The organism is Sphingomonas sp. GM_Shp_2, assembly GCF_026540875.1.
In the GTDB taxonomy this organism is placed as follows: Bacteria; Pseudomonadota; Alphaproteobacteria; order Sphingomonadales; family Sphingomonadaceae; genus Sphingomonas; species Sphingomonas carotinifaciens.
In genome coordinates this window covers 123022-149312 of record NZ_JALNUQ010000002.1, presented here as the reverse complement: position 1 = coordinate 149312, position 26291 = coordinate 123022, and the positions used below count along the sequence as shown (strand labels likewise).

Genomic DNA, 26291 nt, shown 5'->3' with positions numbered 1-26291 from the left:
CTAAATCCTTCAAAACAGTTCAACGTCGCCGCTGGCGGCAGGCTGGAACACGGGACGGGCGCGGACCGGGGCCTCGGGCGGCGCATCACGCACGATCTTGGCGCGCGATCGGCCCAGCGCCGCCTGGAACTCCACCCGCCGCGCGGCATGGCCCCCCAGGTCGCGCACGATCAGCGGGATGCGGTCCTGTTGCAGGAAGCGGACCGCGAACTCCGCATTGGCGGTGCCGATCGGCCGCATCCCCTGATGCAGGTTCGCGCCCCCATAGAGATGCGCGCGCAGCCGGTCGCGCCGCGCCCCCTGGCGCAGCATGTCGTTGATCAGCAATTCCATTGCATGCACGCCGTAACGCTGCGCCGCGGTCGCATCGACCACCTGGCCGGGCTGTGGCTCGGCCAGCAGGAAATGGTTGATCCCCCCCACCTTCGCGTCCGGATCGTACAGGCACGCCGCGACGCAACTGCCCAGCACCGTCGCGAACAGCACCTGCGGATCGGCGGAAACGCCGCGCTCGCCCTGCACCACGCTGACATGGCGAAAGCCATCGGCGCGCAGCATCGCGGTACGCCCGGCGGCAGGCGTCATGCCGCCATCTCCATCACCGATGCGGCGATGCGCTGCACCGGCAATTGCCGCTCCACCGCGCCCAGCGAATGGGCGACCGCGGGCATGCCGTAGACGACACTGGTCGCCTCGTCCTGCCCGATGGTCCGCGCGCCTGCCTGCCGCATCTCCAGCAGGCCCGCCGCGCCGTCCGCCCCCATGCCGGTCAGCAGCACGCCCACCGCCGGCCGTCCCAGCCTGGCCACCGACCGGAACAGCACGTCCACCGATGGCCGGTGCCCGCTGACCGTCGGCCCCTCATACAGCCGGATGCGCGGCATGGTCGCGCCCACCACCTCCATATGCTGCTCGCCGCCCGGCGCCAGATAGACATGGCCGGGCTTCAGGATCGTGCCGCTGCGCGCTTCCTCCACCTGTGGCGGGCAGAAACGGTTCAGCCGGTCGGCAAAGCTGGCGGTGAACAGCGCGGGCATGTGCTGCACGATCACCGTCGGCGGGCAGTCCGCCGGAAAGCCGCCGATCACGCGCAGCAGCGTCTCGACACCCCCGGTCGATGCGCCGATCGCGATCAATCCGCCGGGCGTACCGCCACGGGCCAGCGCCGCGATCGCCGGAGCCGCGACCGGTCCACGCCGCACCGGCGAGCGCCCCGCCGCGCGCACGATCCGCGCCAGCGTCGCATCGTCGCGCACCGCCGCGATCGAGGCGGGCTTGGGGAAGCAATCGAACGCACCGGCCGCCAGCGCGCGCACCGTGGCGCTCGCCCCCTTTTCGGTCAATGTCGACACGATCACCACCGGCATCGGCCTGAGCGCCATGATCTTGTCCAGGAAATCCAGGCCGTTCATCCCCGGCATCTCGATGTCCAGCGTCACCACGTCGGGGTTCAGCGCCTTGATCTTGGCGCGCGCCTCCTGCGCATCGCCCGCCTCGCCGACCACGGTGATCTCGGGGTCCTTGGCCAGCATCATGCGCACCAGCCCGCGCATCGTCGCCGAATCGTCCACCACCAGCACGCGGGTCATCAGCCGCGCCTCCGATAGATGGTGTGGCCGACCGAATCGAACATCGTCGCGGCCGGGCCGATCAACCGTTCCGAATGGCCGATATACATATACCCCCCCGCCGGGATCAGACCCGCAAAGCGTTCCAGCAGCCGCGCCTTGGTCGGCTCGTCGAAGTAGATCATGACGTTGCGACAGAAGATCACGTCGAACCGCCCCCGCATCGGCCAGGATTCCAGCAGGTTGAGGTGCTTGTAGGCGATCACGCGCTGCAGTTCCGGCGCCATGGCGATCTCGTCGCCGACCGGCTTCACCCAGGTGCGGCGGAAGCGGTCGGGAATGTCGCGCGCCATTTCCGCCGGATAGCGCCCGGCCTTGGCGGTCGCGATCACATGCGGCGCCAGATCGGTCGCCAGGATCGCGATGTCGCGCTGCGCGATACGGCCCCCGCCCGCCCGGTCCTCACCCAGCAGCGTCATCGCCAGCGTATAGGGCTCCTCGCCGCTCGAACAGGCGGCGGACCACAGCCGCACCGGGGTGCCCCGCTCCGACCGGGCCAGCAGGTCCGGCCGCACATGCTCGGCAAAGTGGGTGAAGTGATGGTCTTCGCGAAAGAACTTGGTGTGGTTGGTGGTCAGCGCGAAGATCGCCTCGCGCCGTGCATCGGCATCGTTGCGGAGCAGTGCGACGTAATCGGCGAAATCGGCCATCCCGCGACGCCGCACCTGCTTGGCGAGCCGCGAATAGACCAGCTGCCGCTTGCCCGTGCCCAGCATGATGCCGGCATGGGCATGCGCCATGCGTGCGATCGTCTCGTAATCGCCGTCGCTCAGGTGGAATTCGCCCTGCATGGGCGCAGCGGCGGCGCTCATGCGGCCAGCGCCCGCGGCGTTTCGGAACGGTGCCGCTGGACCAGCGTCTCGACGTCCAGGATCAGGGCGACGCGCCCGTCACCCAGCACCGTCGCGCCGGCAAGCCCGGCCACCGGCGCGTAGTTCGCCTCCAGGCTCTTGACCACCACCTGCCGCTGGTCCTGGATGCCGTCGACCATCAGGATCGACTGGCCGGCATCGGTTTCCACCACCACCAGCACCGCATTGGTCGGGTCCACGCACGCATCCGCCACGTTCAGCAGCCGCCCGATCGGCAGGATCGGCAGGTACGTGCCACGCACGTCCAGCACGCCCGCCCCCGGCCCCAGGCCGCGCACCTCGCCGTCGCGCGGGCGCAGGCTCTCCACCACATGCGCCAGCGGTATGACATAGGTCTGCCCGCCCACGCTCACCACCATCCCGTCCAGGATCGCCAGCGTCAGCGGCAGCGTCAGCGTGAAGGTCGATCCCAGCCCGAATTTCGAGCTGATCCCGATCCGCCCGCCCAGCGCCTGCACGTTGCGGCGCACCACATCCATGCCGACACCGCGCCCGGAAATGTTCGAAATCGTCGCGGCCGTGGAAAATCCGGGGGCGAAGATCAAATTCTCGATCTCCTCGTCGGACAGGTTGGCGTCGGCCGCGACGATGCCGCGCTCCACCGCCTTGGCCCGCACCCGCGCGCGGTCGATCCCGCGCCCGTCGTCGGATACCGAGATCACGATCCGCCCCGACCGATGCTCGGCCGCCAGCCGCACCACGCCTTCCGCCGGCTTGCCCGCCGCGACGCGCTCGTCGGGCGTCTCCAGCCCGTGGTCGACCGCATTGCGGATCATGTGGGTCAGGGGCTCGCCGATGCGCTCGACCACGGTCTTGTCGACCTCGGTCATCTCGCCCTCCACCTCCAGGCGGACGCGCTTGCCCGTGCTCGCCTCCAGTTCGCGGATGATGCGCGGCACGCGGCTGAACACCGACTTGACCGGCTGCGCGCGGATCGACATCGCGCTGTCCTGCAATTCGCGGGTCAGGTGATCCAGGTCGGACAGCTCGTCGATCGCGCCGACGCCGTGGATCGACAGCCGCTGCGCCAGCATCGCCTGGGTGATCACCAGCTCGCCGACCAGATTGACCAGCCGGTCCAGCTTCTCCAGCTCCACCCGGATCGTCGCCCCCCCGGCGGCGGCGGCAGCCGCCGCGCCGGCGGCGGGACGGTTGGCACCATCCTCCACCACCGCCGCGATCACGACCGGCTCCTCGGCGACGACGGGCGGCACCACCACCGGCTGCGGCTCCGCCTGCGGGAGTTCGGCTATCTGGGCCGGCTCGACCATCGCCAGCACGGCGGCCAGCAGATCCTCCTCCACCGGCTCGGCCACCGGTTCCGCGATCAGCAGCGGCGCATCGTCCCCTTCGGCCACGATCTCCAGTTCGGCCTGGTCCGACACGAAGTCGAAGATCGCGGCGATATCGTCGCGCGCCACCTCGCCCGGCACGCTCAGCGTCCAGCCCAGATAGCATTCGTCGACGCTCAGGCTGTCCAGCGACGGCAGGCCGCTCCGGTCGATCGCCACCACCCGGCCGCCCAGCGCATCCAGTTCGCGCAGCAACGGCAGCGGGTCGCCGCCATTGTCGAACGCCCCGCGCCCCGGCACGAAGCGTACCCGCCACGGGATCGCCCCCCCCGCCGTCGCCGCCGCCGGCGGATCGCCCAGCCCGATATCGGCGAGCAGCGCGTCCAGGTCGAAGGCATCGCCCACCACCTCCGCGACCACCACCGGCTCCGGCGCCGCCTCCGGTTCGGCGACATCATGGGCCGTACCCGCGCGGCCGGCCGCCGCGGTCAGGCGCGCGATCAACGCCGCATCGTCGGGCGCGCCGCCGCCGCCTTGCGCACAGGATACGTGATCGGTCAGCCCGTCGAACGCCGCGAACAGCAACGCGACCAGGTCCGGCTCCGGCGTCAACTCGCCGGTGCGCAACAGGTCCAGTACCGTCTCCAGCTGGTGCGAAAAGCCCTGCAGGGCGTCGAAACCGAACGCCCCCGCGCCACCCTTGATCGAGTGCACCGCGCGAAAGATGGTGTTGATCGTCTCGTCCGACGGCGCACCGTCGCGCAGGTCGGCCAGGTCGGTTTCGATGACGGCCAGTCCTTCCTCGCATTCCTGGAAGAAGATGGCCTGGATTTCGTCGAGCTGCATGGAAACGGGTCCTGGATCAGCGGTCGGCAAGGAGCGCGTCGGCGCCCGCGATGCGGATGGCGGTGCAAAAGGCTTCGCTCGGCGCCTCGATGGTCAGCATGTGGCCCCCGCCATCGGCGGTCCCTTGCGCACTCAACAGCAACTGGATGCCGGCGACGCCGATGCGCTCCACCCCGCCGGCGTCCAGCACGATGTCGTCCGTCGCGCTGCGCAGCGTGTCGAGCAACGACGTGGCGGCGGCGAGGTCCAGGGTAGAGGGCAGCGCAAGACGCGTCATGCGAGGGGTTTTCCTTTAACGAGCGAGACGATGTACGGCGGCAGGCGTTAAAAATTCGACCAGTCGTCCGCGTCCGGCTCGACCGCCAGCGCCAGCGATCCATGGGTGGCCGCACGGCGCGCCACCACCCGCGTCGGTGCCGGGGCACGCGGCGCCGGGGCGCTTACCGGCATGCGCGGCGCCTCCGCCTCGCCGGTGTCGGAGAGGCGGAACCGCGCCACCTGCCGCGCCAGTTCGTCCGCCTCGTTCGCCAGCGAGCGCGCCGCCGCGCTCGACTGCTCCACCATCGCCGCATTCTGCTGCGTCACATTGTCCATCTCGCCGACCGCGGTGTTCACCTGCGACAGCCCCAGCGCCTGCTGCGCCGCCGATGCGGCGATCTGCGACACGAGCGTGCTGATCTCGCCGATGCGCGCGACGATGCGCTCCAGCGACTGGCCGGTGCGGTTGACCAGCGTCACGCCGTTGCCCACCTGCTCCGAACTGGTCAGGATGCGGGTCTTCACGTCCTTGGCCGCATCGGCGGAGCGCTGCGCCAGCGCACGCACTTCGGAGGCGACCACCGCGAAACCCTTGCCGGCGTCGCCCGCGCGCGCCGCTTCCACGCCGGCGTTCAGCGCCAGCAGGTTGGTCTGGAACGCGATGCCGTCGATGACCGAGATGATCTCCGAGATTTCCTGGCTGGCCCGCTCGATCCCGCCCATCGCCGACACCGCCTCGCGCACGATGCGGCCGCTTTCCTCGGCTTCGGACTTGGCGGCATCGACCACCCCGTTGACCCGCGACGCACCATCGGCGGCCTCGCGCACGGTGGTGGTGATCTCCTCCATCGACGCTGCGGTTTCCTCCAGGCTGGCCGCCTGCTGCTCGGTGCGGTGCGACAGGTCGTCGGAGGCGGTGCTGACCTCGGACGATGCGGTGCGGATACCGTCCATCGACCGGGTAACGGCGCTCAGCGTTCCGCTCAGCGCATGCAGCGCGTTGTTATAATCCCGGCGCAGCTTCTCGTAATCCGCCGGAAAGACGGTCGGGATCGGCCGGCTCAGGTCGCCGGCCGCCAGGTTCTCCAGCCCGGTGCCGAGCGCGGTGACCACGATCTCCTGCGCGGCGCGCGCTTCGGAGACCGCCACCGCATTGTCGCGAAACACCGCCATCGCCTTCGTCATCCGGCCGACGCAGTCGCGGTGGTCGGTATAGGCGATCGGCGCATCCAGATCGCCGGCGGCCAGCCCCTCCATGCGCACCACGGTCGCGACATAGGGGACCACGACCGCCCGGCCCGTCACCCACGCGATCAACAGGGTCAGCGCGGTGACGCCGGCGCCCATCGCGATCGCGGTCGGCGCGCCCAGCGCGTCGCGAAATGCGATCAGCGCCAGCGAGGTTGCCGCCAGGGTACCGTAGATGATGGTAAGGATCCGCATCTTTGTTCGGATCGGGGCATTCGTGGTAAACCATCCAATCATTAGGGTAACTCCTTAAAGGAGCGCTGACCGTTCCCTCCCCGAGCCGAGCGCGTTGCCCGTCGGAATTAGGCTTGGATGGTAAAGATCGACCCTATCGGCCGTACATGGTTCGTTAACGCGGCCGGATCGGAATTATCGACATTCCGGCTATAAATGTTGGAAAACGTACCGAAATGGGGTTGATTGGGTGCCCGGGGTCAGCATGCGGCTCTTCGCGCGCAGCGAAATATTTCTGAAAAAAATCGGTCGGATTCTTACAAGCCCCTGAAACAGCCCCCGTTTTCGCGAATCACCCGATTGCGGGAATCGCCCGTGCCATGGCCGCCACCATCACCCGCCCGGCATGGACATCGGTCAGCCCCGTGGCGACCGCGCCGGCAATGCCGATGCGGTCGGCCCGCACCAGCCGCCACAGGCCGAGCAGCACCGCCTCTGTCTCGCTCACCATGTCGTGGCAGGGACGCTCGATGACCAGCATGTCCTGCGATCCGCTATCCAGCGCCCGCATCGCCATGCCGAAGGCGTCGTCCTCGGGCTCGATCACGGCACCGGCCACCGTCAGGGCATGGACCCAGCGGCGGGTCCGGGCCAGCACGGCCGCTTCAAAGGCCGGCAGTTCGCGGACGGGACGGTCGATCAGATCGTACATGCGCAATCGCTCTCTTTATGAGAATGATTGTCAGTAACAGCCGTCAACCGCCCCGTCAACGCGCCTTTGGCTATCGAGCGGAGCGCCGATCCACCGATACGACGAACGGCCCGCCATGCGGGACGGCGCGCACGTCGCCGCCGTCCTGCGCATGGGGCCTCCGATCACGCGGTCGGTTCGTGATAGGGACAGCCATTGGAGCGCGCCCGGAAATCCGCCGAGTGGCGATATGGTTCGCGCCGGGCACGGTTGATGTTGCCCAGCGGCTGGTGCGCGGTGATGCCGGTCCACACGCTGAAACGCATTTCCTCGTTCACCGCCTGGACCCGGCCCGCATCCCAACTGTCCTGCGGTGCGGCACGGATGACGCCGACGCGCATGAAGGGCGCCTCGCTTTCGTCCCATTCCACCGTCGGATCTTCGATCGGCTGGCGCTCCAGGTCGCGGCACAACTGGACCCGGAACTCCCATTCGGCATCGATGTCCCACATCTCGGCCTGCACATCCTCGCGGATCGCATCCTCGCGCCCGTCGACCGGGATAATCGCACCCGTCCGGCTGGTCAGCGCGGGCGCGACCGGGGCAATGCTGAACTTGGCGACATGGTCGCCGTAGCGGAACGGGGTGACGCTGTAATAGGTCTCGCCCAGCGGATCGACATTGGGCGCGCCGCCCAGCGAGTCGACCGCCGGGCTCTCGATGCCCACCGCTTCCAGCGCGTTGTGCACACCGCGCAGCACGGCGGACATCACCTTCTTGGTGCCCTCCATCCGGTCGGTGGTCTTGGCCAGCATCTTCAGATTGCCCAGGAACTTGTCGGCGGTCTTCGCCTGGAACACCGTGCCGTTGACCATCACGAAATCCTGCGTGTCGCCCTCGGCCCCCGGCAGGCGCTCGCCCTCCACGCCCGTGATCTTCACCGCCAGCCCGCGGGGCAGGCTGATCGCATCGGGCAGGATGTCGCCGGCGTTGGTCGACATGCGAAGCCATGCCTTGTGGCGCCCCGGCGTCGCGAACAGCCCTTGCGCCAGTTCGGGCGGCAGGCCGTCGTCGACGATCAGCTCACCCTCCAGGATGCCGTGCGACTTGGCATGCACCGACCGCACCGCATGGCCATAATCCTCGGCGGTCCGCTCCAGGATCACGTCGAACGTGTCGTTCAATTGCGCGATCGTCTCGCGCTCGTCGGGCTGCACGTCTTCGATGTCGGGGGTGTAGCGGATGGCGGCGGCAGTCATGGCGGTTCTCCTGCAACAACGGAACGGTTCCGCCACCGGGCGTCGCCGTGTCGTTTGCAACACAGGCGGGTCTGCCGTCGCAGCCGACGCCCAAGTGTTGTTGTGTTCTCGCAAACCGGCGGAATATCGGCCTAGTTTCGGTACGGTATCGGTCGAAATGCCAAGTCGTGCGTTCATTCTCTGGATTTGCATCCGCGACAGGTCATAGGCAGGGATCATGCACCGGGGGACGACAGACGGTTTTGCGCACGCGACGAATATGTTCGCGGAACGCGCGATGCAGCAGGATCAGGTTGGCAATACGCTTCTGCGTTCGCTCGACCCATCCGATTTCATGGCGATCGCGCCCTATCTGGAACGCGTATCCTTCGCGGTGGACGACGACGTTGCCGACGCGGGCACGTCGATCGACACGATCTGGTTTCCGGAGGCGGGGATCGCCGCGGTGCTCGACCGGACGGAGGGGGATCGTCGCCTCGCCGTCGGCCTTGTCGGGGCGGAGGGGTTTGTCGGCTGGCCGCTTCTCCTGGGCGACGACCGCTGGCTGCACGATGTCGTGATGCGCGCCGAAAAGGGCACGGCGTTGCGCATCGACGCCGATCGCCTCCTTGCCGCGATCGAGGATCACCCTTCGCTGCGCGCCGCCCTGCTCCGCTTCGTCACCGTGTTCATGACGCAGATGGGCCGGACCATCGTGTCCTCGCTCATCCATCCGGTCGAGCGTCGCATGGCACGCTGGATCCTGCTTTATCACGACCGGGTCAGCGGTGACGAGATCTGCCTGACGCATGAGGAGTTTCGCCTGATGCTCGGCGTGCGCCGGTCCAGCGTGACCGACGCGCTGCACCGGCTGGAGGCCGAACAGGCGGTACGCGGCCTGCGCGGCCGCGTCGTGGTGCGCGACCGGGCCAAGCTCGCCGAACTGGCCGGCGACACCTATGGCCCGCCCGAACGCGAATATCGCCGCCTCGTCCTGGGCGCGTCACAGGACTGAACGGCCTCCCCCCGAAATCCGCCGGGGCGGATTCCGGGGCGGCACCGCCCCTCAGCGACGGGCGGCGACGCGCAGCCGCGGGGTCGCACGCTCCGCCAACACGGCGATCTCCGCGCCCGGCTCGCTGCGCGTCTGGAACCGCCCGACATGATGCGCCAGCTCGTCCGCCTCCGCCGCCAGGCTGCGCGCGGCGGCGGTGCTTTCCTCCACCATCGCGGCATTCTGCTGCGTCATGCTGTCCATCTCGCCGACCGCGGTGTTCACCTGCGCCAGACCCAGCGCCTGCTGCTGCGCGGATGCCGCGATCGTCTCGGTCAGCGTGCTGATCGTGCCGATCCGCTCGATGATCTGCACCAGCGACTGACCGGAGGAGCGGACCAGTGCCACCCCGGCCTCCACCTGCTCGCCGCTCGCCCCGATCCGCGTCTTCACGTCCTTGGCCGCATCCGCCGATCGCTGCGCCAGCGCGCGTACCTCGGATGCGACCACGGCAAAGCCCTTGCCGGCGTCACCCGCGCGCGCCGCCTCCACACCGGCGTTCAGCGCCAAAAGGTTGGTCTGGAACGCGATCCCGTCGATGACCGAGATGATCTCGGAAATCTCGTGGCTGGCCCGCTCGATCCCGCCCATCGCGGTGACCGCCTCGCGCACCACCTCGCCGCCCTGCTCGGCGGCGCGCTGCGCATCCTCCACCTCGGCCCGTACCCGCGCCGCCCCCTCGGCCGTCGCCCGCACCGTAACAGTGATCTCGTCCATAGACGCCGCCGTCTGCTCCAGGCTCGCCGCCTGCTGCTCCGTGCGTTGCGACAGGTTTTCCGACGCCGACCGGATCTCCCCCGACGCCACCCGCACGCCCCCCGACACACGCCCCAGCGCGCACACCGTCTCCTCCACCGCCTCCATCGCCCGGTTGAAATCGATCTTCAACTTGGCAAACGGACCGGTCAGCTCGGCGGACACCCGCGCCGTCAGGTCGCCGCCCGCCAGCGATTCCAGCCCCGCGCCGATACTTCCGACGATCTCCTGCGCCTGGCTTTCGCGCGCCCGGTCCGCCGCCGCCAGCTGATCCCTCAGCGTCGCCGCCGCCTGCGTCATGTCGCCGATCTCGTCGCGCGCCGTCGTGGCCGGGATCTCCACCGACCGGTCGCCCGCCGCCAGCCGCGCCAGCGTGCCGGTCATCGCCGCCACCGGCCGCGCGATCGACCGCACCAGCGCCAGCAGCATCACCAGCGTCAGCGCCAGCACCGCCACCACCGTGCCCACCATGATCGCCCGGCTCGTCGCATAGGTCTGCGCCGCCTCCGCCAGACGCGCATCGATCACCCGCACCTGCTCCTGCCGCATCGCATCCGCCGCCGCGTTCGCGGTCACGAAATACGGCCCCGCCGCCCGGAAAAAGGCCAGCGCCGCATCATAGTTGTCGGCGTTCGACGCCACTGCGGTGCGCTCGGCCCGCGTCCGATATGCCTCCCACCGGTCCGCGAAATGATCCAGCGCGCGGCGGAGTTCGGGTGTCGCCATGCGCGGGCGCAGCCAGTCCAGCCGGTCCTGCACCTTGGCCTTCAGCCCGTCGAGCCGCTCCTGCGCCTGCGCCTTGTCCGCGGCACTGCGCGCGAGCAGATGCTGCGACACATTGGCGCGGTAGGTGGCGGTCGAGGCGTTGATGACCGCGATCGCATCCAGTTGCTCGCGCCGGTCGCCGCCCATCTCCTGCGCAACCGCGTTCATCGTGCTCAGCCTGCTCATCGACAATCCGGCCAGGCACAGCATCGCCAGGACCAGCACGGAAAAACAGGCAAGCAGCTTGCCGGGAATACGCAAATGATTGAACACGGCGGAATCACCTCACTGAAATCGTTTTCACGACTGCGGTGAGGAGGTTTAAGGCTTGCCGTCCGAACGTCGTTAAAATTGCATGACCGGCGTCATCCGCCCGCGACGCGGCGTCCTGCGGGTGCCTGTTCATGGGCAAAGGCGCGGTCGAACGCGGCGGCGCGCGTTTCGGCACGCATCAACCCGGCATAGCCGGCCGTCCACTGGTCGGCGAACCCGGCGACCTTGCCATAGCTGTTGTCGAGCAGGACATGCGGGATATCCAGCAGCAGCGACAGGATATGCGCGTGCAGCCGGTCGGTCACCACCACCTGCCCCTGCGCCAGCATCGCCAGCCCGCGCTTCAGCCGCCATTCCGCCAGCCGCCGCTGGCGCAGCGCGCGCATCGCCATCGGATCGCGCATCACCAGCCGCGACAGTTTCAGCGACAGGCGCAGGTAGCGCAGCTGTGCCGGGTCCTCGATCAACCAGTCGTCGATCATTGCTCCCGCCGGCGCTGCATCCGCGCCTGCCGCGCGCTCGTGATCGGTCCGCAACAGGCCGAAGACCGGCACCTTGGCCGCCGCCCGCCGCTGCCGCCCCAGCATCAGCGCGGCATCCGGGCACAGATGCACCGGGCAGTCGAAATGCGCGCGCGCGAACGCCAGCGACTTCTGGTCGCGCACCAGCAGCGTGAAGCGGCCATGCGCGCGGATCGCATCGGCCAGCGGCTTGGCCGCGGCGGGATCGGCATAATGGATCGACTGCGGCATCTGCACGATCGGCCGGTTGCGATGCGTGTTGAGCAGATGGATGCGCAGTTGCTCGTGCTTGGGCCACAACGTGCCCAGATTGCCGCCGCCATGGATCAGGATCGGCCCGTCGCCGATCGCGCGGGCCAGCGCCGCATCGTCCAGGTCGTTCATCGCCGAATAATAGGCCGGCAGCCGGTTCCGCTCGCGCAGATACGCCATCTCGCCCAGCCAGATCGCGCTGTCGCCGACATTGCTATGGTCGGGATAATCGACCAGCGCGATGTCGCCCGGCGGCAGTATGGCGTCCACCGTCCCGGCAAAGCGGCGGCCGAGTTCGGCGACGATGTGATCGGCAGATTGGGGGGAAACGGTCATGCCCGGCCCTTTCGCAAGCGGTGAACGGTGGATTGAAGACGCCCGCGCCACAGGGGCGACAGGCCGATCAGCACGGCGGCATAGACGAGCGCGCCGAGTGCGGTGAGAAACAGGAGCGCCGCCCAGCCGTGCAGCAGCCCGGCCGTCATCCGCATCACGATGGCAAGCAACAGCCCCATGATGGTGGACGCGGCCAGCGGCGCCGCGATCGCCCGGATGCTGTGCGCCGGCCGGATGCCCGACGCCCGCGCCAGCAGCCACACCTGGAGCGGCACGGTCAGATAGGCGCGCACCACATAGGAGACGGCAACCGCGAACAGGCCGAAGGGCAGCGCCATCAGCGTCAGCACCAGCCCCAGCACCAGTTGCGTCGTCGACAGCCAGATCAGGCTGCGCGACTGGCCCAGCGCGCTGAGCGACGGCGAGGCGAAGAAGTTGAGCGTGAAGGGCAAGGCCATGAACGCGAAGATCTGCGCCAGTTGCCCCGCCTCCACCCATTTGTCGCCGAATACGGTGGGCACCGCCAGCGGCGCCAGCGACCCGAAGCCGACCAGCGCGGGAAAGGACAGCGCGGAGGCCTGCCCGATCATCCATTGGTAGGCACGGCGCAGTTCGACGGGATCGTGCCGGACCCGCGACAGCGTCTGCACCGCCACCTGCGTGAACGGCTGGATCGCCCCGCGCCCGATCAGCTCCACCGTCCGCCACGCGGTGCGATAGATGCCGACCGCCGCCAGCCCGATCCCCGCGCCGATCGCCATCTCCTGCACCCGCACGGTGGCGAGAAAGACGAGCTGCACATAGATCAGACTGCCGTTCAGCGCGAGATTGGCGCGCAACTCGGGCCACTCGAACGCCCAGCCCGGTTTCCAGTCATAGGAGGTGCGCGCCAGCACCACGCCGACCATCTCGGTCACCAGCCGCTGGATCACCAGCGCCCACAGCCCCGCGCCCATCAGCGCCGCCACGATCGCGCACCCGCCCCCCAGCAGCCCGCCGATCACCGAGCGGATCGCGGTGGTGCGATGCCCGAACTCGCGCAGCCGCAACGCCATGTGCGTCCCCCCGAACGACGAGATCGGCAGCACCAGGCTCATCACCGCCAGCGGCAGCGCGATCCCCGGCGCGTCCATCCACTCGGCGATCGGCCGCGCCAGCAGCGCGATCGTTACCGCCGACGCAAAGGAAAATGCCTGTTGCGAGCGGTAGATGGTGTCCAGAAACCCCGGTGACAGATCGCCCCGCCGCGCGATCGTCTGGACCAGCCCGGCGGTGGCGACGATCCGGAACGCCTCGGCGGTGAACGCCATGACCGAGAAGGCGCCGATATCCGCGCGCGACAACAGCCGCGCCAGCGCGACGAAGACGATGAACGAGAAGACCTGATCCGACAGGAAGCGCGTGACCGTCCACGAAATGGAACTGCGACTGCGCTTGCGCAGCGTCGCGTCGAAGCGGACGCCCCCCTGGCTGGCGCCATCACTGGCCAAGACCGCGCCTCGCCTTCAGCAGCCGCATCCGCGCCCGCTCGACATGCCGCCACGTCTTCTGGCGCAGCGAGTGATAGGCCGGGTCCATTTTCGGCTGGAACCGCGCCGCGCCGATGTCGGACGCCACCGTCGCCTCCAGGATCGGGGCCGGGAACAGCGCCAGATTGGGCAGGCCATGCGCCCAGGACCGGTCCATCGCATCGTCGATCGGCCGACGCACGGTGCGGCAATGCTCCACCAGCCGCTTCGCGCCCGCCAGCGTGATCGCATAGCCCTGCGTACCGTAGGCCAGCCCGATCAGCTCCACCACGGTGCGCGAATGTTGCAGGAAATCCTTGTGCACCGGCCGGCTCCAGGTCGGCCGCTTGGCGTAGAGCCGCAGATAATCGATGCCCTGTGCATGCAGGTCGGTCGCCGCCAGCCGCTCCAGATAGCGCCAGTCGACCACCACATCGTCCTCCAGCACGATGGCTTGGTGTACGCCACGCGCCACCATGTCCTGCCAGATCGACCAGTGGCTGGCATAGCAACCGATTTCGCCGCCGGTCATCGCCCGCCCCTTGGCGCGCGCGACCGCCAGTTCGTCCAGCGTCATGCCCGGCGCAAGCCCGGTGCACGCATCGAAGAAGCGCCACGGCAAACATGTATCGGCACGCGCGGCAAAGCCGGCACGCCGAACATCGGCCGATGCCAGAGATACCACGACGATCTCGGCCGTGTTGGCCGATTCGGGCAAGGCTTGGCCCAAGGTCCGGCACCTCCTGCTCTTGGGCGGTGCAAGGTTCACGTCCTTGCAACACGCGGGATTGGTTGGCCTTTTCTTGGTAGCTGCGAATGATGCGGCCGCGAAGTCCGTGCCCGTTCGGGTCACCGCGATCGTCGGGCGCTTCGTCTTCGCAGTCGCAGCATAAGGTTGACGCGCGACGCCAGCGGCGGATGGTGCGACGGAACGATTGCGAAACAAGGCACCCATCCGCATGTCCCAAGTCGCTGTTGTCATTCCCGTTTGGAACGGCCGCACCATCCTCGGCCGCTGCCTGGACGCGCTGGAGCGCCAGACGCTGCCGCGCGAGCGCTTCGACATCATCGTCGTCGACAATGGCTCGACCGACGGCACCGCCGACATCGCGCGCGGTTATGCGAACGTCACCGTGCTGGAGGAGCCGACCCCCGGTTCCTATGCCGCGCGCAACACCGCGCTGGCCCATGTGCGGGCACCCATCACCGCCTTTACCGATGCCGATTGCGTTCCCGATCCCGACTGGCTGGTCCGCGTGCTGGAGGCCGCCGCCGCCAATCCCGGCTTTGGCGTCCTCGCCGGCCGGATCGAACTGTTCGACGAAGGCGAGCAGGAGGGCGAGGTGTTCGGCGACTACGAACGCCTGTTCAGCTTCCCGCAGGCGCATGCCGCGCGCGGCAATTGCGCCACCGCCAACTGGGCGAGCGAAACCGCGCTGCTGCGCGAACTCGGCGGCTTCGATGCCGGGGTGAAGTCGGGCGGCGACCGCCAGATGGCGCTGCGCATCAAGGCCGCCGGGCGCCCGCTCATCTACACCCCCGCGATGATCGTGCGCCATCCGGTGCGCGCCAGCCGCGCCGAACTGGTGCGCAAGCGCCAGCGCCTCAGCGGCGGCCGCTGGGACCGTACCCGCGCAACCCCGCGTCTTGCCCGCGTGCTCGGCGTCACCGCGGTCGATACCGCCCGCCGCCTGCGCCGCGCCGCGATCTCGCCCGGCCTGTCGCTGAAGCGCCGCGCCGCGGTGATGAAATTGACGCTGGAACTGGCCGGCATCGCCACCAGCGAATATCTGGCGCTCGCCGCCGGTCGCAAGGCGGCGCGCGACTGATGACCATGCCCTCCCCCCGCTTTTCTGTGGTCATGCCCTTGTTCAATAAGGCCAGCCATGTCCGCGCCTCGATCGACAGCGTGTTCGCGCAGGCTCATGCCCCGCACGAAGTGATCGTCGTCGACAACGGATCGACCGACGGCGGCCGCGGCATCGTCGCCGCCATTGCCGATCCGCGCATCCGCCTGCTCGATCTCGCCCGCCCCGGCCCCGGCGGCTATGCCGGCCGCAACATGGGCATAGAGGCGGCGACCGGCGACTGGATCGCCTTTCTCGATGCCGACGACCTGTGGGCGCCGAACCACCTGGCGTCGCTCGCCACCTGCATCGCCGACGCGCCGGAGGCGCATGCCGCCGCCACCCGCTTCGACCATGTCTTCGACACGCGCAGCCAGCCGCAGAAGATCGCCCCCGCGCTCCATGCGCCCGTGACGCTCGATCTCGCCGGCTTCCTGTCGGCCTGGCTGGCGGTGCGCGAATGTCCGATGTGGACCGGGGCGATCGCCATCCGCCGCGACGCGCTGATCGCCGCCGGGCTGTTCCCGGACGGGCGGGCGGTCCGCGGCGGCGACAAGGATCTGTGGCTGCGCGTCGTCGCGCGTGGCCCCCTGCGCTACGATCCCACCCCCAGCGCGACCTTCCACCGCGATTCGGAAAACAAGGTCAGCAAGTCGACCACCACCCTGGGCGTTCCCTGTCTGGTGGAAACCGCGCACCGCCTGATGCGCATGGCCCCCGCGCATGAGGTCGCGCTGCTCCGCCGCCTGGTGAATCAGGAAATCGCCCATTACGCGCGTTATGCGATGAAGACGCCCGGCCGGATCGACATCGGACTTGGCGACCTTTGCCTGCCGGAGGGGTGGAGGACCGCCGGACTGGTGCTGGCGGCGCGCCACCTGCCCGCCGGACTTCGCCAGGGCGGCCATGCGCTGCGCAACCGGTTGCTCGCCCGCGCGTGAGGATCATGCGTTTGATCGGGCTGCTGCTGGTCGCGGCTGGCCTGCTGGCCGCCTGCATCGCCTTTGCCGGCCGTTGGGTGGTCGCGCTCGACACCTTCGCGTCGTTCATGCCGCTCTTCGGGGTGGCGGTGCTGCTCGGCCTGCTGCTGGCCCGCACCCGCGCCGCCCTTGCCCTGTCGGTACTGGCGCTGATCCCGGTCGGGGTCGCAGTGCTGCCCGAATGGACGCGCCCCATCCCCGCGGCCCGCGCGGCACAGGTCCGCATCGTCACCCACAATGTCTGGCACGACAATCCCGATCCGGCCGAAACCGCGCAGACGATCCTCGATGCGCATCCGGACGTGGTGCTGTTGCAGGAGGCGAACGGCACCTTCCGCCCGATGCTCGCCGCCCTGCGCCAGAGCCTGCCCTACGCCACCGATTGCCCGGCCGATTGCGAACTCGCCATCCTGTCGCGCTGGCCGATCGGCGAACGCGACTATTTCCTGAAGGATCATGCCGGCCACAGCTTCGGCCCGCCGCTGCTCTGGGCGCGCATCCAGCCGCCGGGCGCCCCCGCCTTCACCGTCGCCACCCTCCATTACGTGCATCCCGGCCCCGAACAGGCGAAGCGCCGCGCCGAACTCGCGCTGGCCCTGGCCGGGGTGCCGCATGACGACTGGATCGTCGCGGGCGACATGAACCTCACCCCCTGGGCCGCCGCGATGCGGGAACAGGATGCCGCGCTGGCCCCCCTCACCCGCTTCACCCGCAGCCTGGCGAGCTGGCGCCGCCCGGTGCCGGTGCTGGCCATCGACCATCTTTATGCCGGGCCCGACTGGGGCCTCGCCGATGCCCGCCGCCTGCCCGCCACCGGCTCGGACCATTATCCCCTGCTGGTTCGGATCGGCCGCCGATGAAGCGCTGGCTCGCCCTATCCTGCATCGCGGTCGCGGTGCCCGCGCACGCGCAGCAGTCCGACGCCACCGACGGGCTCGGCTCGGTCGCCGCCGAAAATCCCTTCGGCCGTGATCGCAACACCAGCGTGCTGGAGCGCAATCACCCCGAATATACGCCCCAGCCCGCGCGCATCGGCGCGCTGGAGGTGCTGCCCCGCGTCGCGATCGGCGCGGGCTATGACGACAATATCTACGCGCAGCCGTCCGGGCGCGAGATCGGCGACGCCTATGTCCGCATCCGCCCGCGCGTCTCGGTCACGCGGCCATCGGAAACGCTGCGCCTCAACCTGTCGGGCGAGCTCGACCTGCTCCGCTACGCCGACCGCACCACCGAAAACGCCACCCAGTATAATCTCGGCGCCTCGGCGAACTACACGATCAGCCGCGACAACCGGCTGAACCTGTCGCTGGCGCATGGCCGTTTTCTTCAGGAACGCGTCTCGCCCGACAGTCCCGAACAGGTGATCCGCCCCGTCCGCTTCACCGTGACGGAGGGGACCGCCGCCTATACCCGCAGCTTCAACCGCCTGCGCCTCCAGGGGATCGGCAGCATCGAGCGGCGCGACTACCGCGACGAGGTGAACACGCTGGGCGACGTGGTCGACCAGGATTTCCGCGACCGCACCACCTATACCGGCACCGGCATCGGCGAATATGCGCTGAACCCCAGCGTCGCGCTGTTCATCGCCGGATCGTACAATGTCCGCGATTACCGCACCCGCCTCGGCCCCGTGCCTGCGCGCAGCTCCACCGGCTGGGAACTCGCCGCCGGCTCCAGCTTCGAACTGGGCCGCAAGATGCGCGGCTCGCTGCGCGCCGGCTATCTGCAACAGGATTACGACGATCCCTTCTTCCAGGACGTCTCGGGCTTCCTGATCCGCGGCGAGCTGGCCTATTTCCTGTCCTCGCTGGTTACGATTACCGGCGCGGTCGATCGCAGCGTCAGCGAGACGGGGATCATCGGCGCCACCGCCTATCTGAAGACCACCTCGTCGCTGCGCGCCGATTACGAATTGCTGCGCAGCCTGATCCTGTCCGCCGGGGCCGAGCTGGAAAAGCGCGACTTTTCGGGCATCGAGCGGGACGACGACCGCTGGACGCTGCGCACCAGCGCCACCTATTCGGTCAACCACCGCCTGCAACTGCGTGCCGACGTGCAACGCCGCACCCAATCGAGCAGCGGCCTCAACGCCGGCCGCAACTTCGCCGACAATCGCATCTCCGTGGGGGTAACCTTCCTGGGATTATAAGAGGATAACGGGCATGCCGGTACTCTACATCTCGCCCACGGGCAGCGGTTCGGGCAACGGATCGAGCGCCGCCGACGCCGCCACGCTCGCCGACCTGCCCAAGCTGATCGCCGCCGCCGGCCCCGGTGGCGAGGTGCGGCTGATCGCGGACCAGGGCGCCTACACCGCGCCCGCCGATGCGCTGTCCATCGTCGCGGGCGGCCGCGAAGGGCTGCCCGTCACCATTCGCGGCGTCGACTCGGCGGGCAATCCGATGGACGCCACCATCACCGGCAGCCGCCCCGCCCCCTTCGACCCCGCCAACCCCAGTGGCGAGGAGGTGATGCGCCTGCTGGACGGAGCCGACCATCTCGTCTTCCGCGACCTCGCCTTCGACAATGTCGGTACCGCCTTTCGCGTCGGTGCTGACATCGCCGACCTGACCGTGCAGGGGATCGCCGCCACCAACGTCGCGCGCTTCTTCGACGACATCGCCTCGGGCGCGAACACCAGCGCGACGATCGATACGCTCACCATCCGCGACGTCGACATCGCCGGCTATTCCAAGGGCGCGATCCGCGTCCAGTATGACAGTTCCAACATCCTCATCCAGGATGTCCGCGCCGACAGCGGGTTTCAGGACGGCGACAATTTCGCCATCGGCCTCCATCTCGACGGAACCGCGCACGACGTGACGGTGGAGCGCGTCGCGATGCGCAACGCCCTCGACACGGTGAACGACTATCGCAACGGCGACGGCTTCGCCACCGAACGCGGCACCTACAACATCTCCCTTCGCGACATCATCGCCACCGGCAACTCCGACGGCGGCCTCGACCTCAAGACCGACAACATCGTCGTCGACGGCGCGATCGTCTCGGGCAACGGGCGCAACATCCGCCTCTGGGGCACGAATGCGCAACTAAGCGACATCGTCAGCCTCGACGCCGGCGCCCCCACCCCCGGCGGCAATCGCGAGCATGTCTGGCTCGGCGCGAACGCCAGCGCCTCCATCGACGGCGCGCTGATCGGCGATCCCGGCTCCCCCACCGTCTTCAACCTCGCCGAGCGGGGCGGCCGCCTGACCGTCCTCGATGCCGGCCTCTCCACGGGCCCCGGCTCCACCCTGGTCAAGCGCGGCACCGGCGCCACCCTGACCCAAACCGACTCCCGCGCCCCGGCCGCTACCGGCACCCCCGCTGCCGACCTCGTCACCGGCACCGCCACCGCCGACACCCTGTCCACCGGCGACGGCGACGACATGGCACTGGGTGGGGCAGGAGACGACCGGATCGACGGCGGCGCGGGCGACGACATGCTGGTCGGCGATGCCGGCGACGACGTGATCGAGGGTGGCGCGGGCGAGGACATTCTGGTCGGCGGCGCCGGCCGCGATCGGCTGAGCTATGCTGGCAGCGCGGCCGGCGTAATTATCGACCTGTCGCACCTGTCGGCCCGCGGCGGCGATGCTTACGGCGACCTGTATGACGGGTTCGAGGATGTGGAGGGCTCCGCATTCGCCGACACCCTGACTGGCGACGCCGCCGCCAACCGCCTCCATGGCAACGCCGGCGACGACCGGCTGTCGGGCGGCGCAGGGGACGACATCCTGGCTGGCGGTGCCGGCGCCGACCTTCTGGACGGGGGTGCCGGCTACGACCTGGCGGAATACCGCGACAGCGCGGCCGCCATCGCGATCGACCTTGCCACCGGCACCGCCACCGGCGGCGATGCGGCCGGCGACACGCTTCTGGGGATCGAGGCGATCGCCGGCTCCGCCTTTGGCGATGCGCTGCTCGGCGGGGCCGGCGGCGACACGCTGGACGGCGCGGGTGGCGACGACCTGATCGACGGGCGCGGCGGCGACGACATGCTGGTCGGCGGGGCCGGCGCCGACACGCTGATCGGCGGCGACGGCCTCGACACCGCCGACTATTCAGACAGCTTGACCGGCGTCGCCGTCGACCTGTCCGCCGGCACCGGCCTTGGCGGCGATGCCGAAGGCGACCGTCTCCTTGGCATCGAGCGGCTTGTCGGCTCCGCCTTCGCCGACACGCTCACCGGCGACGCGGGCGCCAACTGGTTTGTCGGCGGCGCCGGCGCGGACAGGATCACCGGTGGCGACGGCATCGACACGGTGGATTACAGCAGCGATGCCGCCGTCACCGTCGATCTCGCCACCGGCACCGGCGGCGATGGCGACACGCTTGCGGGCATCGAGAATGTGATCGGCACCGCCGGCACCGATCTGCTGGCCGGCGACGCGTTCGACAATGCGCTGTTCGGCGGCGGGGGCGACGATCGCCTTGCCGGGCGCGGCGGCGCCGACCGGCTGGATGGCGGTGCCGGCCGCGACACCGCCGACTATTCGGACAGCGCCGCCGGCATGACCGTCGACCTGCGCACCGGCACCGCCTCGGATGGCGATACGCTGGTCGGGATCGAGGACCTGATCGGTTCCGCGCACGACGACGCGCTCTACGGCGATGCCGGTGCCAACACGCTGACCGGCGGCGCCGGTGCCGATCTGCTCGACGGCGGCGACGGCTTCGACACCGCCGATTACGGCACCGCCGCCACCGCGGTGCAGATCGACCTCGCGCTCGACACGCAAGGCGGCGGCGATGCGCAGGGCGACCGGCTGGTCGGTATCGAGGCGGTCCGCGGCTCGGTCTTCGCCGACGCGCTGGCGGGCGGCCTCGGCGCCGACGCGCTGCACGGTGGCGACGGCGACGACCTGATCGACGGGCGCGACGGCGACGACCTGCTGGATGGCGGCGCCGGCGCGGACACGCTGATCGGCGGCGCCGGCTTCGATACCGTCGACTATTCGCGCAACGCCGTCGCCATCGCCATCGACCTCGCCACCGGCACCAGTACCGGTGGCGAGGCGGCAGGCGACCGCTTCTCCGGCATCGAACGCTTCATCGGCACGCAGTTCGCCGACACGCTGACCGGCGATGCCAACGACCAGTGGTTCACCGGCGGCGGCGGCGCCGACCTGCTGAACGGGGGCGCCGGCTTCGACACCGCCGATTACAGCGCCAGCACGGCGGCGGTGCGCATCAATCTCGCCACCAACGTCCACATGGGCGGCGACGCGGCCGGCGACAGCCTGACCGGAATGGAGGCGGTGATCGGCAGCGCCCTTGCCGACACGCTGGTCGGCGACGCGGGCGCCAACCGACTGGAGGGCGGCGCCGGCAACGACACGCTGGATGGCGGGGCGGGTGCCGATGTCATGATCGGCGGCGCCGGCAACGACGCCTATGTCGTCGATGCACCCGAAGACCAGGTGATGGAGGCAGAGGGCGGCGGCACCGATATCGTCCGCACCACGCTCAACGCGCTGACGCTGGCCGACCATGTCGAGGATCTCAGCTACACCGCATGGGGCAGCTTCACCGGCATCGGCAACGCCCTCGACAATGCGATCTATGGCAGCACCGGCGACGATGCGCTGTATGGGCTGGACGGGGACGACAAGCTGGTCGGCGGCCTCGGCGCGGACCTGCTCGTCGGCGGCGGCGGTCGCGACCAGGCGGATTACACCAAGTCGTCCGCGATCACCGTCAACCTGCAGACCAATGTCAACACCGGCGGCGAGGCGGAGGGCGACCGGCTCTTTGGCATCGAAACCGTGGTCGGCTCCAACTATGCCGACGCCATCACCGGCAACGACGATCCGCTGGTCGCCGACACGCTCTACGGGCGCGGCGGCAACGACACGCTGGTCGGCGGCGCCGGCGACGACCTGCTCGATGGCGGTGCGGGCAACGACATCATGACCGGCGGCGCCGGCAACGACCAATATGTCGTCTACGAGGCCGGCGATCAGGTGATCGAACTGGCCGGCGGCGGCACCGACCGGGTGCGCACGGCGGCGGCCACCTATCTGCTCCCCGACCATGTCGAGGAGCTGGTCTATACCGGCACCGTCGCGGCCACCCTGACCGGCAACGCCGAAAACAACCTGATCGTCGGCCGTACCGGCGGCGATACGCTGTCCGGTGGCGCCGGCAACGACATCCTGCGCGGCGCGGCCGGTGCCGACCTGCTCGACGGCGGCACCGGCCTCGACACCGCCGACTATACCGGCTCGCTCGGTGCCGTCACGATCAACCTGCGCTATGCCACCGCCAGCGGCGGCGATGCGGAGGGGGACCGGCTGGTCAGCATCGAAAACGCCACCGGCGGCGCGCAGTCCGACATGCTGAACGGCAGCGCCGCCGCCAACATCCTGTCGGGCGCGGCCGGCAACGACACGCTGTTCGGCGACGATGGCAATGATACGTTGTACGGCGGCGACGGCCAGGACCGGCTCGACGGCGGCAAGAACGAGGATGCGCTATACGGCGACGCCGGCGACGACTGGCTGATGGGCGGCCAGCAGGCCGATCGTCTCTATGGGGGCGCGGGCAACGACCGGCTGATCGGCGATACCGACTGGATATCCTCGCTGGCCGCCAAGGACGTGCTGGACGGTGGCGACGGCGACGACTGGCTGGTCGGCGACGGCACCGCCTTTACCGCCTCGGGCCGCGGCGCGGACGACCGGTTGACGGGAGGTGCGGGCAACGACGTGCTGATCGGCGATGGCGAGACCTTTGCCACCGGCGCGATCGGTGGCGGGGACACGCTCGACGGCGGCGCGGGCGACGACATCCTGTATGGCGACGCGGTCACCATGGCGGCGGGATCGCGCGGCGGCGCCGATACGCTGACCGGCGGCACCGGGGCCGACCGCTTCGTCTTCGCCGGCAGCTTCGGCCGCGACACGATCACCGACTTCACGCGCAGCGATGGCGACGTGATCGACCTCAGCGGCCACGGCTTGAGCTTCGATACCTTGAACTACACCGTATCGTCTGCCGGCCTGACGATATCGCTAAGCGACACCGACACCATCTTCCTGCGCGGCGTATCGACGCTGACTCAGGGCGACCTCTTCTTTGGGTAAGCCTGTAAAGCCCCTCTCCCCTACGGGGAGCATCAGGTAAACAGCGCCCCGCGCTGTTTAGTCCATGCCGGGAGCATGGACGACCTGATGCTGGCGGGTGAGGGGCCGCCAAACAGTGCAACGCTGCTTGGCCGCCCCTACCCCCGAAACGCCCCCTCGCACCGCGCCAGCATCGCGGCGGGCGCCATCCGGTTGATATACCCCTCCGACCCCTGATCAGACAAAAGCTTGGCCGGTATCCCGCCGACCACGCCGCGCTCCGGCACGTCCTTGGTCACCACCGCATTCGCGCCGACCGCGGCATCCGCGCCGATCGCCAGTCCGCCGATGATCTTGGCGCCCGACCCGATGAATGTCCGGTCACCCACCACCGGCGCGCCCGCGCCGCGCCCCCGGTTCATGAAGCCCAGCACCACGCCGTGCGTCACGTTGACGTTGCTGCCCACCTTCGCGTCGCCGTGAAAGTAGAAGCCGCCGAACCGGTTCAGGAACAGCCCCGGCCCGATCTCGGTATATTCGGGAATCGCAAAGCCGTATTTGTACCGCGCGCGCAGCAGCATCAGCTTGGCCAGCGGATACAGGCCCAGCGCCTTGGCCGGCTTCAGCCGCAGCCAGCCGGCGGTGCGCATCAGCACGGTATATTTGAACCCCGGCGTGAACAGGTAATGCTTCGCGAACGCGCCCGCCGACGTGCGCCCCGCATAGCGGTACAGGTCCGCGGCCAGCACCGCGCGCAGCTTGGCGAAGCTGACGATGCACCCGCGATTGTGCGGCTTGCCCGTCTCGTTGCTGTCCACCGCCCCGGCTGGCGTACCCAGCACGACATCGCGGTCCAGCGTGCCTATCGTCGCGTTCATCAGAAATACCTTTCTGCAAAACGGATGGTGTCGCCCGGCAACACGGGGAAGTCGGCGGACAGCGGATAGATGGTCTCCCCGGCGTCACCCGCGCGCTTCAGGAACACGCGCTTCTCGTTCGCGCGGTAGGTGAAGCCGTCCGCCTTGGCGACGGCGCCACGGATCGTCAGCCCCTGGGTGAAGGGATATTCGCCCGGCTTCTTCACCTCGCCCAGGATGTAGATCGGGCGATAGCTGGCGACCTGCACCGACACCTTGGGCTCCAGCAGGTATCCCGCCTTCAATCGCGCCTGGATCGCCTGCGACAGGGCCTCCGGCCCCAGCCCCGCGGCCTTCACGTCGCCGATCAATGGAAAGGCGATCGTGCCCGCCGGCGAAACCTCGTAATCCCCGGTCAGCGACGCCTCGCCATAGGTGGCGATCTTCACCTTGTCGCCCGGCGACAGGGTGAAGGCGGTTGCGGGCGGCGGCGCGGTGCCCGCCCCCGCCACCGGCCGCTGTCCCGAACAGGCCGGCAGCATCATCAGCGCCGCCGCCATCATCACCATCGCACGCGTCATCGCGACACTCCCGAACGCAAGATCATTTCTCCAGAGGGGGCGGGCACCGGCCGTCCGCGCGGCACCAGTGCCGCCTCGATCCGCGCCCAGTAGCGCGCCGTCGCCTGCGCCACGCCGTAATCCTGCGACCGCGTCCGCGCCGCCGCACCCGCCGCACGCCGCCGCGGCTCGGCGAACACCGCCTGCAAGGCCGCACCGAAGGCCGCCGCATCGTCGGTCGGCACCAGCGCGCCGGCGGGCACGTCCATTGGCCCCGTCACCGCGCTCCGCGCGCGGTTCGCCAGGATCTCGGACGGCCCGGACGCGCAGTTGGTCGCCACCACGGGCAACCCGCACGCCATCGCCTCGACCAGCCCGTTGGGGAACCCTTCCGCATTGGACGGCAACGCGAACATCTCTGCGCGCGCCAGGATCGCGAACGGATTGTCGACGAAGCCGGGCATGTCCACCCGGTCGGCGATGCCCAGCCGCGCGGCCTGTGCCTCCAGGGCCGCGCGCTCCGGCCCTTCGCCCAGGATCACCAGCCGTGCCGGAATGGCGGCGCGGGCATAGGCCTCCAGCAGCATCGCGAAATTCTTGTTCGGCATCAGCCGCCCGACCGCGACCACATAGGGCCCGGCGGGGACGAAGCCCGGCGCCTCGCCTGCGCGCGCCAGGATCGTGTCGTGATCCACCGGGTTGGCGATCGCCGATACCCGGTCGCGCCTCACCCCGAAGTTGGCGACCAGATCGTCCGCCACTCCGTCGGACACCGCGATCACATGCTGCGCCCGCGGATAGGACAGCCGCACCATCGCCCGCGCCGCCAGCGCGCCCGCGCCCCGCCCCAGATGGGCCGAGGTATTCACCCGCTCGCTGATCAGCCATGGCCGCCGCCGGCCCGCCATCGCAAAGGCGTTGGCGACGTTGGCGCGGGTCAGGAAGCTCAACGACACCGCCGGATCGATCCGCCCCACCGCCGCACGAAGCTGCGTCAGGCTCGCCTTCAATCCATGCCGCGCATCGAGCTGCGTCACCCGCACCCAGTCGGGCACGCCGTACACACGCGGATCGTCATCCAGCAGCGCCAGATGCAGGTCGTAGCGTTCCGCCCAGGCGGTCGACCCGGCAAGCAGCGTGGTCAGCACCCGCTCCGCCCCGCCCCCGGCCAGCGAGTTGATGACGAACAGGACCCGTTTCTTTTCCGGCATCGTGCCTCCTCGCAAGCGGGGCCCCGGGGCCGCCGATCTTGCAAGCCTATCACGCGC

The 26291-nt window shown here is 69.4% G+C and carries 21 protein-coding genes; 6 read left to right on the top strand and 15 right to left on the bottom strand.

All coding sequences use genetic code 11. The annotated features are described in order from the left end of the window. Positions 1-9 precede the first annotated feature (9 nt). The 8 genes from OXR08_RS01460 to OXR08_RS01425 all read right to left on the bottom strand — a co-directional run bounded on the left by OXR08_RS01460 (position 10) and on the right by OXR08_RS01425 (position 8268). Positions 10-585, bottom strand: a complete 576-nt coding sequence (locus OXR08_RS01460) for a chemotaxis protein CheD (RefSeq protein ID WP_240313378.1) — start codon at positions 583-585, stop codon at positions 10-12. Continuing rightward, positions 582-1592, bottom strand: a complete 1011-nt coding sequence (locus OXR08_RS01455) for a chemotaxis response regulator protein-glutamate methylesterase (protein WP_276589293.1) — start codon at positions 1590-1592, stop codon at positions 582-584. The genes OXR08_RS01460 and OXR08_RS01455 overlap by 4 nt, the downstream gene beginning before the upstream one ends. Continuing rightward, positions 1589-2440 carry a protein-glutamate O-methyltransferase CheR gene (locus OXR08_RS01450; protein WP_267347291.1) on the bottom strand — a complete coding sequence of 284 codons (852 nt, stop codon included), beginning with the start codon at positions 2438-2440 and terminating at the stop codon, positions 1589-1591. Before OXR08_RS01450 ends, OXR08_RS01455 begins: the two co-directional genes overlap by 4 nt. Beyond that, positions 2437-4638 carry a chemotaxis protein CheA gene (locus OXR08_RS01445; RefSeq protein WP_267347290.1) on the bottom strand — a complete coding sequence of 734 codons (2202 nt, stop codon included), beginning with the start codon at positions 4636-4638 and terminating at the stop codon, positions 2437-2439. The genes OXR08_RS01450 and OXR08_RS01445 overlap by 4 nt, the downstream gene beginning before the upstream one ends. A gap of 16 nt (positions 4639-4654) precedes the next feature. Next, positions 4655-4915, bottom strand: coding sequence for an STAS domain-containing protein (locus OXR08_RS01440; RefSeq protein ID WP_267347289.1), 261 nt, complete (start codon positions 4913-4915; stop codon positions 4655-4657). 47 nt (positions 4916-4962) lie between these two features. Then, a complete protein-coding gene (locus OXR08_RS01435) occupies positions 4963-6339 on the bottom strand; it encodes a methyl-accepting chemotaxis protein (protein WP_267347288.1) in 1377 nt (458 codons plus the stop codon). A gap of 331 nt (positions 6340-6670) precedes the next feature. Beyond that, positions 6671-7030, bottom strand: a complete 360-nt coding sequence (locus OXR08_RS01430; protein ID WP_267347287.1) for a hypothetical protein — start codon at positions 7028-7030, stop codon at positions 6671-6673. Positions 7031-7194: 164 nt separating this feature from the next. Next, positions 7195-8268: a catalase family protein gene (locus tag OXR08_RS01425; RefSeq protein WP_267347286.1), complete on the bottom strand. Its 1074-nt coding sequence runs from the start codon at positions 8266-8268 to the stop codon at positions 7195-7197. 259 nt (positions 8269-8527) lie between these two features. Between OXR08_RS01425 and OXR08_RS01420 the strand changes: the two genes are divergently transcribed. Beyond that, a complete protein-coding gene (locus OXR08_RS01420; RefSeq protein ID WP_267347285.1) occupies positions 8528-9262 on the top strand; it encodes a Crp/Fnr family transcriptional regulator in 735 nt (244 codons plus the stop codon). A gap of 51 nt (positions 9263-9313) precedes the next feature. On the opposite strand, the gene OXR08_RS01415 is transcribed toward OXR08_RS01420, so the two are convergent. The 4 genes from OXR08_RS01415 to OXR08_RS01400 all read right to left on the bottom strand — a co-directional run bounded on the left by OXR08_RS01415 (position 9314) and on the right by OXR08_RS01400 (position 14442). Beyond that, complete coding sequence (locus OXR08_RS01415; RefSeq protein ID WP_267347284.1) at positions 9314-11095, bottom strand: methyl-accepting chemotaxis protein; 1782 nt, start codon at positions 11093-11095, stop codon at positions 9314-9316. Positions 11096-11187: 92 nt separating this feature from the next. After that, the gene (locus OXR08_RS01410) at positions 11188-12204 is read right to left on the bottom strand and encodes a polysaccharide pyruvyl transferase family protein (protein WP_267347283.1); all 1017 of its coding nucleotides are present in this window, start codon (positions 12202-12204) and stop codon (positions 11188-11190) included. After that, entirely contained in the window at positions 12201-13694 is a 1494-nt protein-coding gene (locus OXR08_RS01405; RefSeq protein ID WP_267347282.1) for an oligosaccharide flippase family protein, read from the bottom strand. The genes OXR08_RS01410 and OXR08_RS01405 overlap by 4 nt, the downstream gene beginning before the upstream one ends. Beyond that, the gene (locus tag OXR08_RS01400) at positions 13684-14442 is read right to left on the bottom strand and encodes a glycosyltransferase family 25 protein (RefSeq protein ID WP_235903852.1); all 759 of its coding nucleotides are present in this window, start codon (positions 14440-14442) and stop codon (positions 13684-13686) included. The genes OXR08_RS01405 and OXR08_RS01400 overlap by 11 nt, the downstream gene beginning before the upstream one ends. A gap of 229 nt (positions 14443-14671) precedes the next feature. Here OXR08_RS01400 and OXR08_RS01395 point away from each other — a divergent pair, with 229 nt between their 5' ends. From OXR08_RS01395 to OXR08_RS01375, 5 genes are read left to right on the top strand one after another with little or no spacing between them, the layout of a single operon-like run. After that, on the top strand, positions 14672-15541 hold the full coding sequence (locus tag OXR08_RS01395; protein ID WP_267347281.1) for a glycosyltransferase family A protein: 870 nt from the start codon (positions 14672-14674) through the stop codon (positions 15539-15541). After that, positions 15541-16500 (top strand): glycosyltransferase family A protein, encoded by a 960-nt coding sequence (locus OXR08_RS01390; RefSeq protein ID WP_346731883.1) that lies wholly within the window; start codon positions 15541-15543, stop codon positions 16498-16500. The genes OXR08_RS01395 and OXR08_RS01390 overlap by 1 nt, the downstream gene beginning before the upstream one ends. A gap of 5 nt (positions 16501-16505) precedes the next feature. After that, complete coding sequence (locus OXR08_RS01385; RefSeq protein ID WP_267347303.1) at positions 16506-17399, top strand: endonuclease/exonuclease/phosphatase family protein; 894 nt, start codon at positions 16506-16508, stop codon at positions 17397-17399. Then, positions 17396-18688 (top strand): outer membrane beta-barrel protein, encoded by a 1293-nt coding sequence (locus tag OXR08_RS01380; RefSeq protein ID WP_267347280.1) that lies wholly within the window; start codon positions 17396-17398, stop codon positions 18686-18688. Before OXR08_RS01385 ends, OXR08_RS01380 begins: the two co-directional genes overlap by 4 nt. 13 nt (positions 18689-18701) lie before the next feature. Next, positions 18702-23627 carry a calcium-binding protein gene (locus tag OXR08_RS01375; protein ID WP_267347279.1) on the top strand — a complete coding sequence of 1642 codons (4926 nt, stop codon included), beginning with the start codon at positions 18702-18704 and terminating at the stop codon, positions 23625-23627. A 137-nt stretch (positions 23628-23764) separates the two neighbouring features. Here OXR08_RS01375 and OXR08_RS01370 read toward each other — a convergent pair whose 3' ends face one another. The 3 genes from OXR08_RS01370 to OXR08_RS01360 are packed head-to-tail and all read right to left on the bottom strand — an operon-like array spanning position 23765 to position 26234. Beyond that, complete coding sequence (locus OXR08_RS01370; RefSeq protein ID WP_267347278.1) at positions 23765-24484, bottom strand: hexapeptide transferase; 720 nt, start codon at positions 24482-24484, stop codon at positions 23765-23767. Beyond that, a complete protein-coding gene (locus OXR08_RS01365; RefSeq protein WP_112381478.1) occupies positions 24484-25044 on the bottom strand; it encodes a polysaccharide biosynthesis/export family protein in 561 nt (186 codons plus the stop codon). Before OXR08_RS01365 ends, OXR08_RS01370 begins: the two co-directional genes overlap by 1 nt. Beyond that, the gene (locus tag OXR08_RS01360; protein WP_267347277.1) at positions 25041-26234 is read right to left on the bottom strand and encodes a glycosyltransferase; all 1194 of its coding nucleotides are present in this window, start codon (positions 26232-26234) and stop codon (positions 25041-25043) included. The genes OXR08_RS01365 and OXR08_RS01360 overlap by 4 nt, the downstream gene beginning before the upstream one ends. Positions 26235-26291 lie beyond the last annotated feature (57 nt).

Bases quoted from the DNA above. Each gene is read 5' to 3' on its own strand.
- OXR08_RS01460 (WP_240313378.1), bottom strand. From the start codon at position 585: ATGACGCCTGCCGCCGGGCGTACCGCGATGCTGCGCGCCGATGGCTTT.
- OXR08_RS01375 (WP_267347279.1), top strand. From the start codon at position 18,702: ATGCCGGTACTCTACATCTCGCCCACGGGCAGCGGTTCGGGCAACGGA.
- OXR08_RS01430 (WP_267347287.1), bottom strand. From the start codon at position 7,030: ATGTACGATCTGATCGACCGTCCCGTCCGCGAACTGCCGGCCTTTGAA.
- OXR08_RS01420 (WP_267347285.1), top strand. From the start codon at position 8,528: ATGTTCGCGGAACGCGCGATGCAGCAGGATCAGGTTGGCAATACGCTT.
- OXR08_RS01395 (WP_267347281.1), top strand. From the start codon at position 14,672: ATGTCCCAAGTCGCTGTTGTCATTCCCGTTTGGAACGGCCGCACCATC.
- OXR08_RS01380 (WP_267347280.1), top strand. From the start codon at position 17,396: ATGAAGCGCTGGCTCGCCCTATCCTGCATCGCGGTCGCGGTGCCCGCG.
- OXR08_RS01385 (WP_267347303.1), top strand. From the start codon at position 16,506: ATGCGTTTGATCGGGCTGCTGCTGGTCGCGGCTGGCCTGCTGGCCGCC.
- OXR08_RS01390 (WP_346731883.1), top strand. From the start codon at position 15,541: ATGACCATGCCCTCCCCCCGCTTTTCTGTGGTCATGCCCTTGTTCAAT.
- OXR08_RS01435 (WP_267347288.1), bottom strand. From the start codon at position 6,339: ATGCGGATCCTTACCATCATCTACGGTACCCTGGCGGCAACCTCGCTG.
- OXR08_RS01360 (WP_267347277.1), bottom strand. From the start codon at position 26,234: ATGCCGGAAAAGAAACGGGTCCTGTTCGTCATCAACTCGCTGGCCGGG.
- OXR08_RS01410 (WP_267347283.1), bottom strand. From the start codon at position 12,204: ATGACCGTTTCCCCCCAATCTGCCGATCACATCGTCGCCGAACTCGGC.
- OXR08_RS01445 (WP_267347290.1), bottom strand. From the start codon at position 4,638: ATGCAGCTCGACGAAATCCAGGCCATCTTCTTCCAGGAATGCGAGGAA.
- OXR08_RS01440 (WP_267347289.1), bottom strand. From the start codon at position 4,915: ATGACGCGTCTTGCGCTGCCCTCTACCCTGGACCTCGCCGCCGCCACG.
- OXR08_RS01365 (WP_112381478.1), bottom strand. From the start codon at position 25,044: ATGACGCGTGCGATGGTGATGATGGCGGCGGCGCTGATGATGCTGCCG.
- OXR08_RS01450 (WP_267347291.1), bottom strand. From the start codon at position 2,440: ATGAGCGCCGCCGCTGCGCCCATGCAGGGCGAATTCCACCTGAGCGAC.
- OXR08_RS01425 (WP_267347286.1), bottom strand. From the start codon at position 8,268: ATGACTGCCGCCGCCATCCGCTACACCCCCGACATCGAAGACGTGCAG.
- OXR08_RS01370 (WP_267347278.1), bottom strand. From the start codon at position 24,484: ATGAACGCGACGATAGGCACGCTGGACCGCGATGTCGTGCTGGGTACG.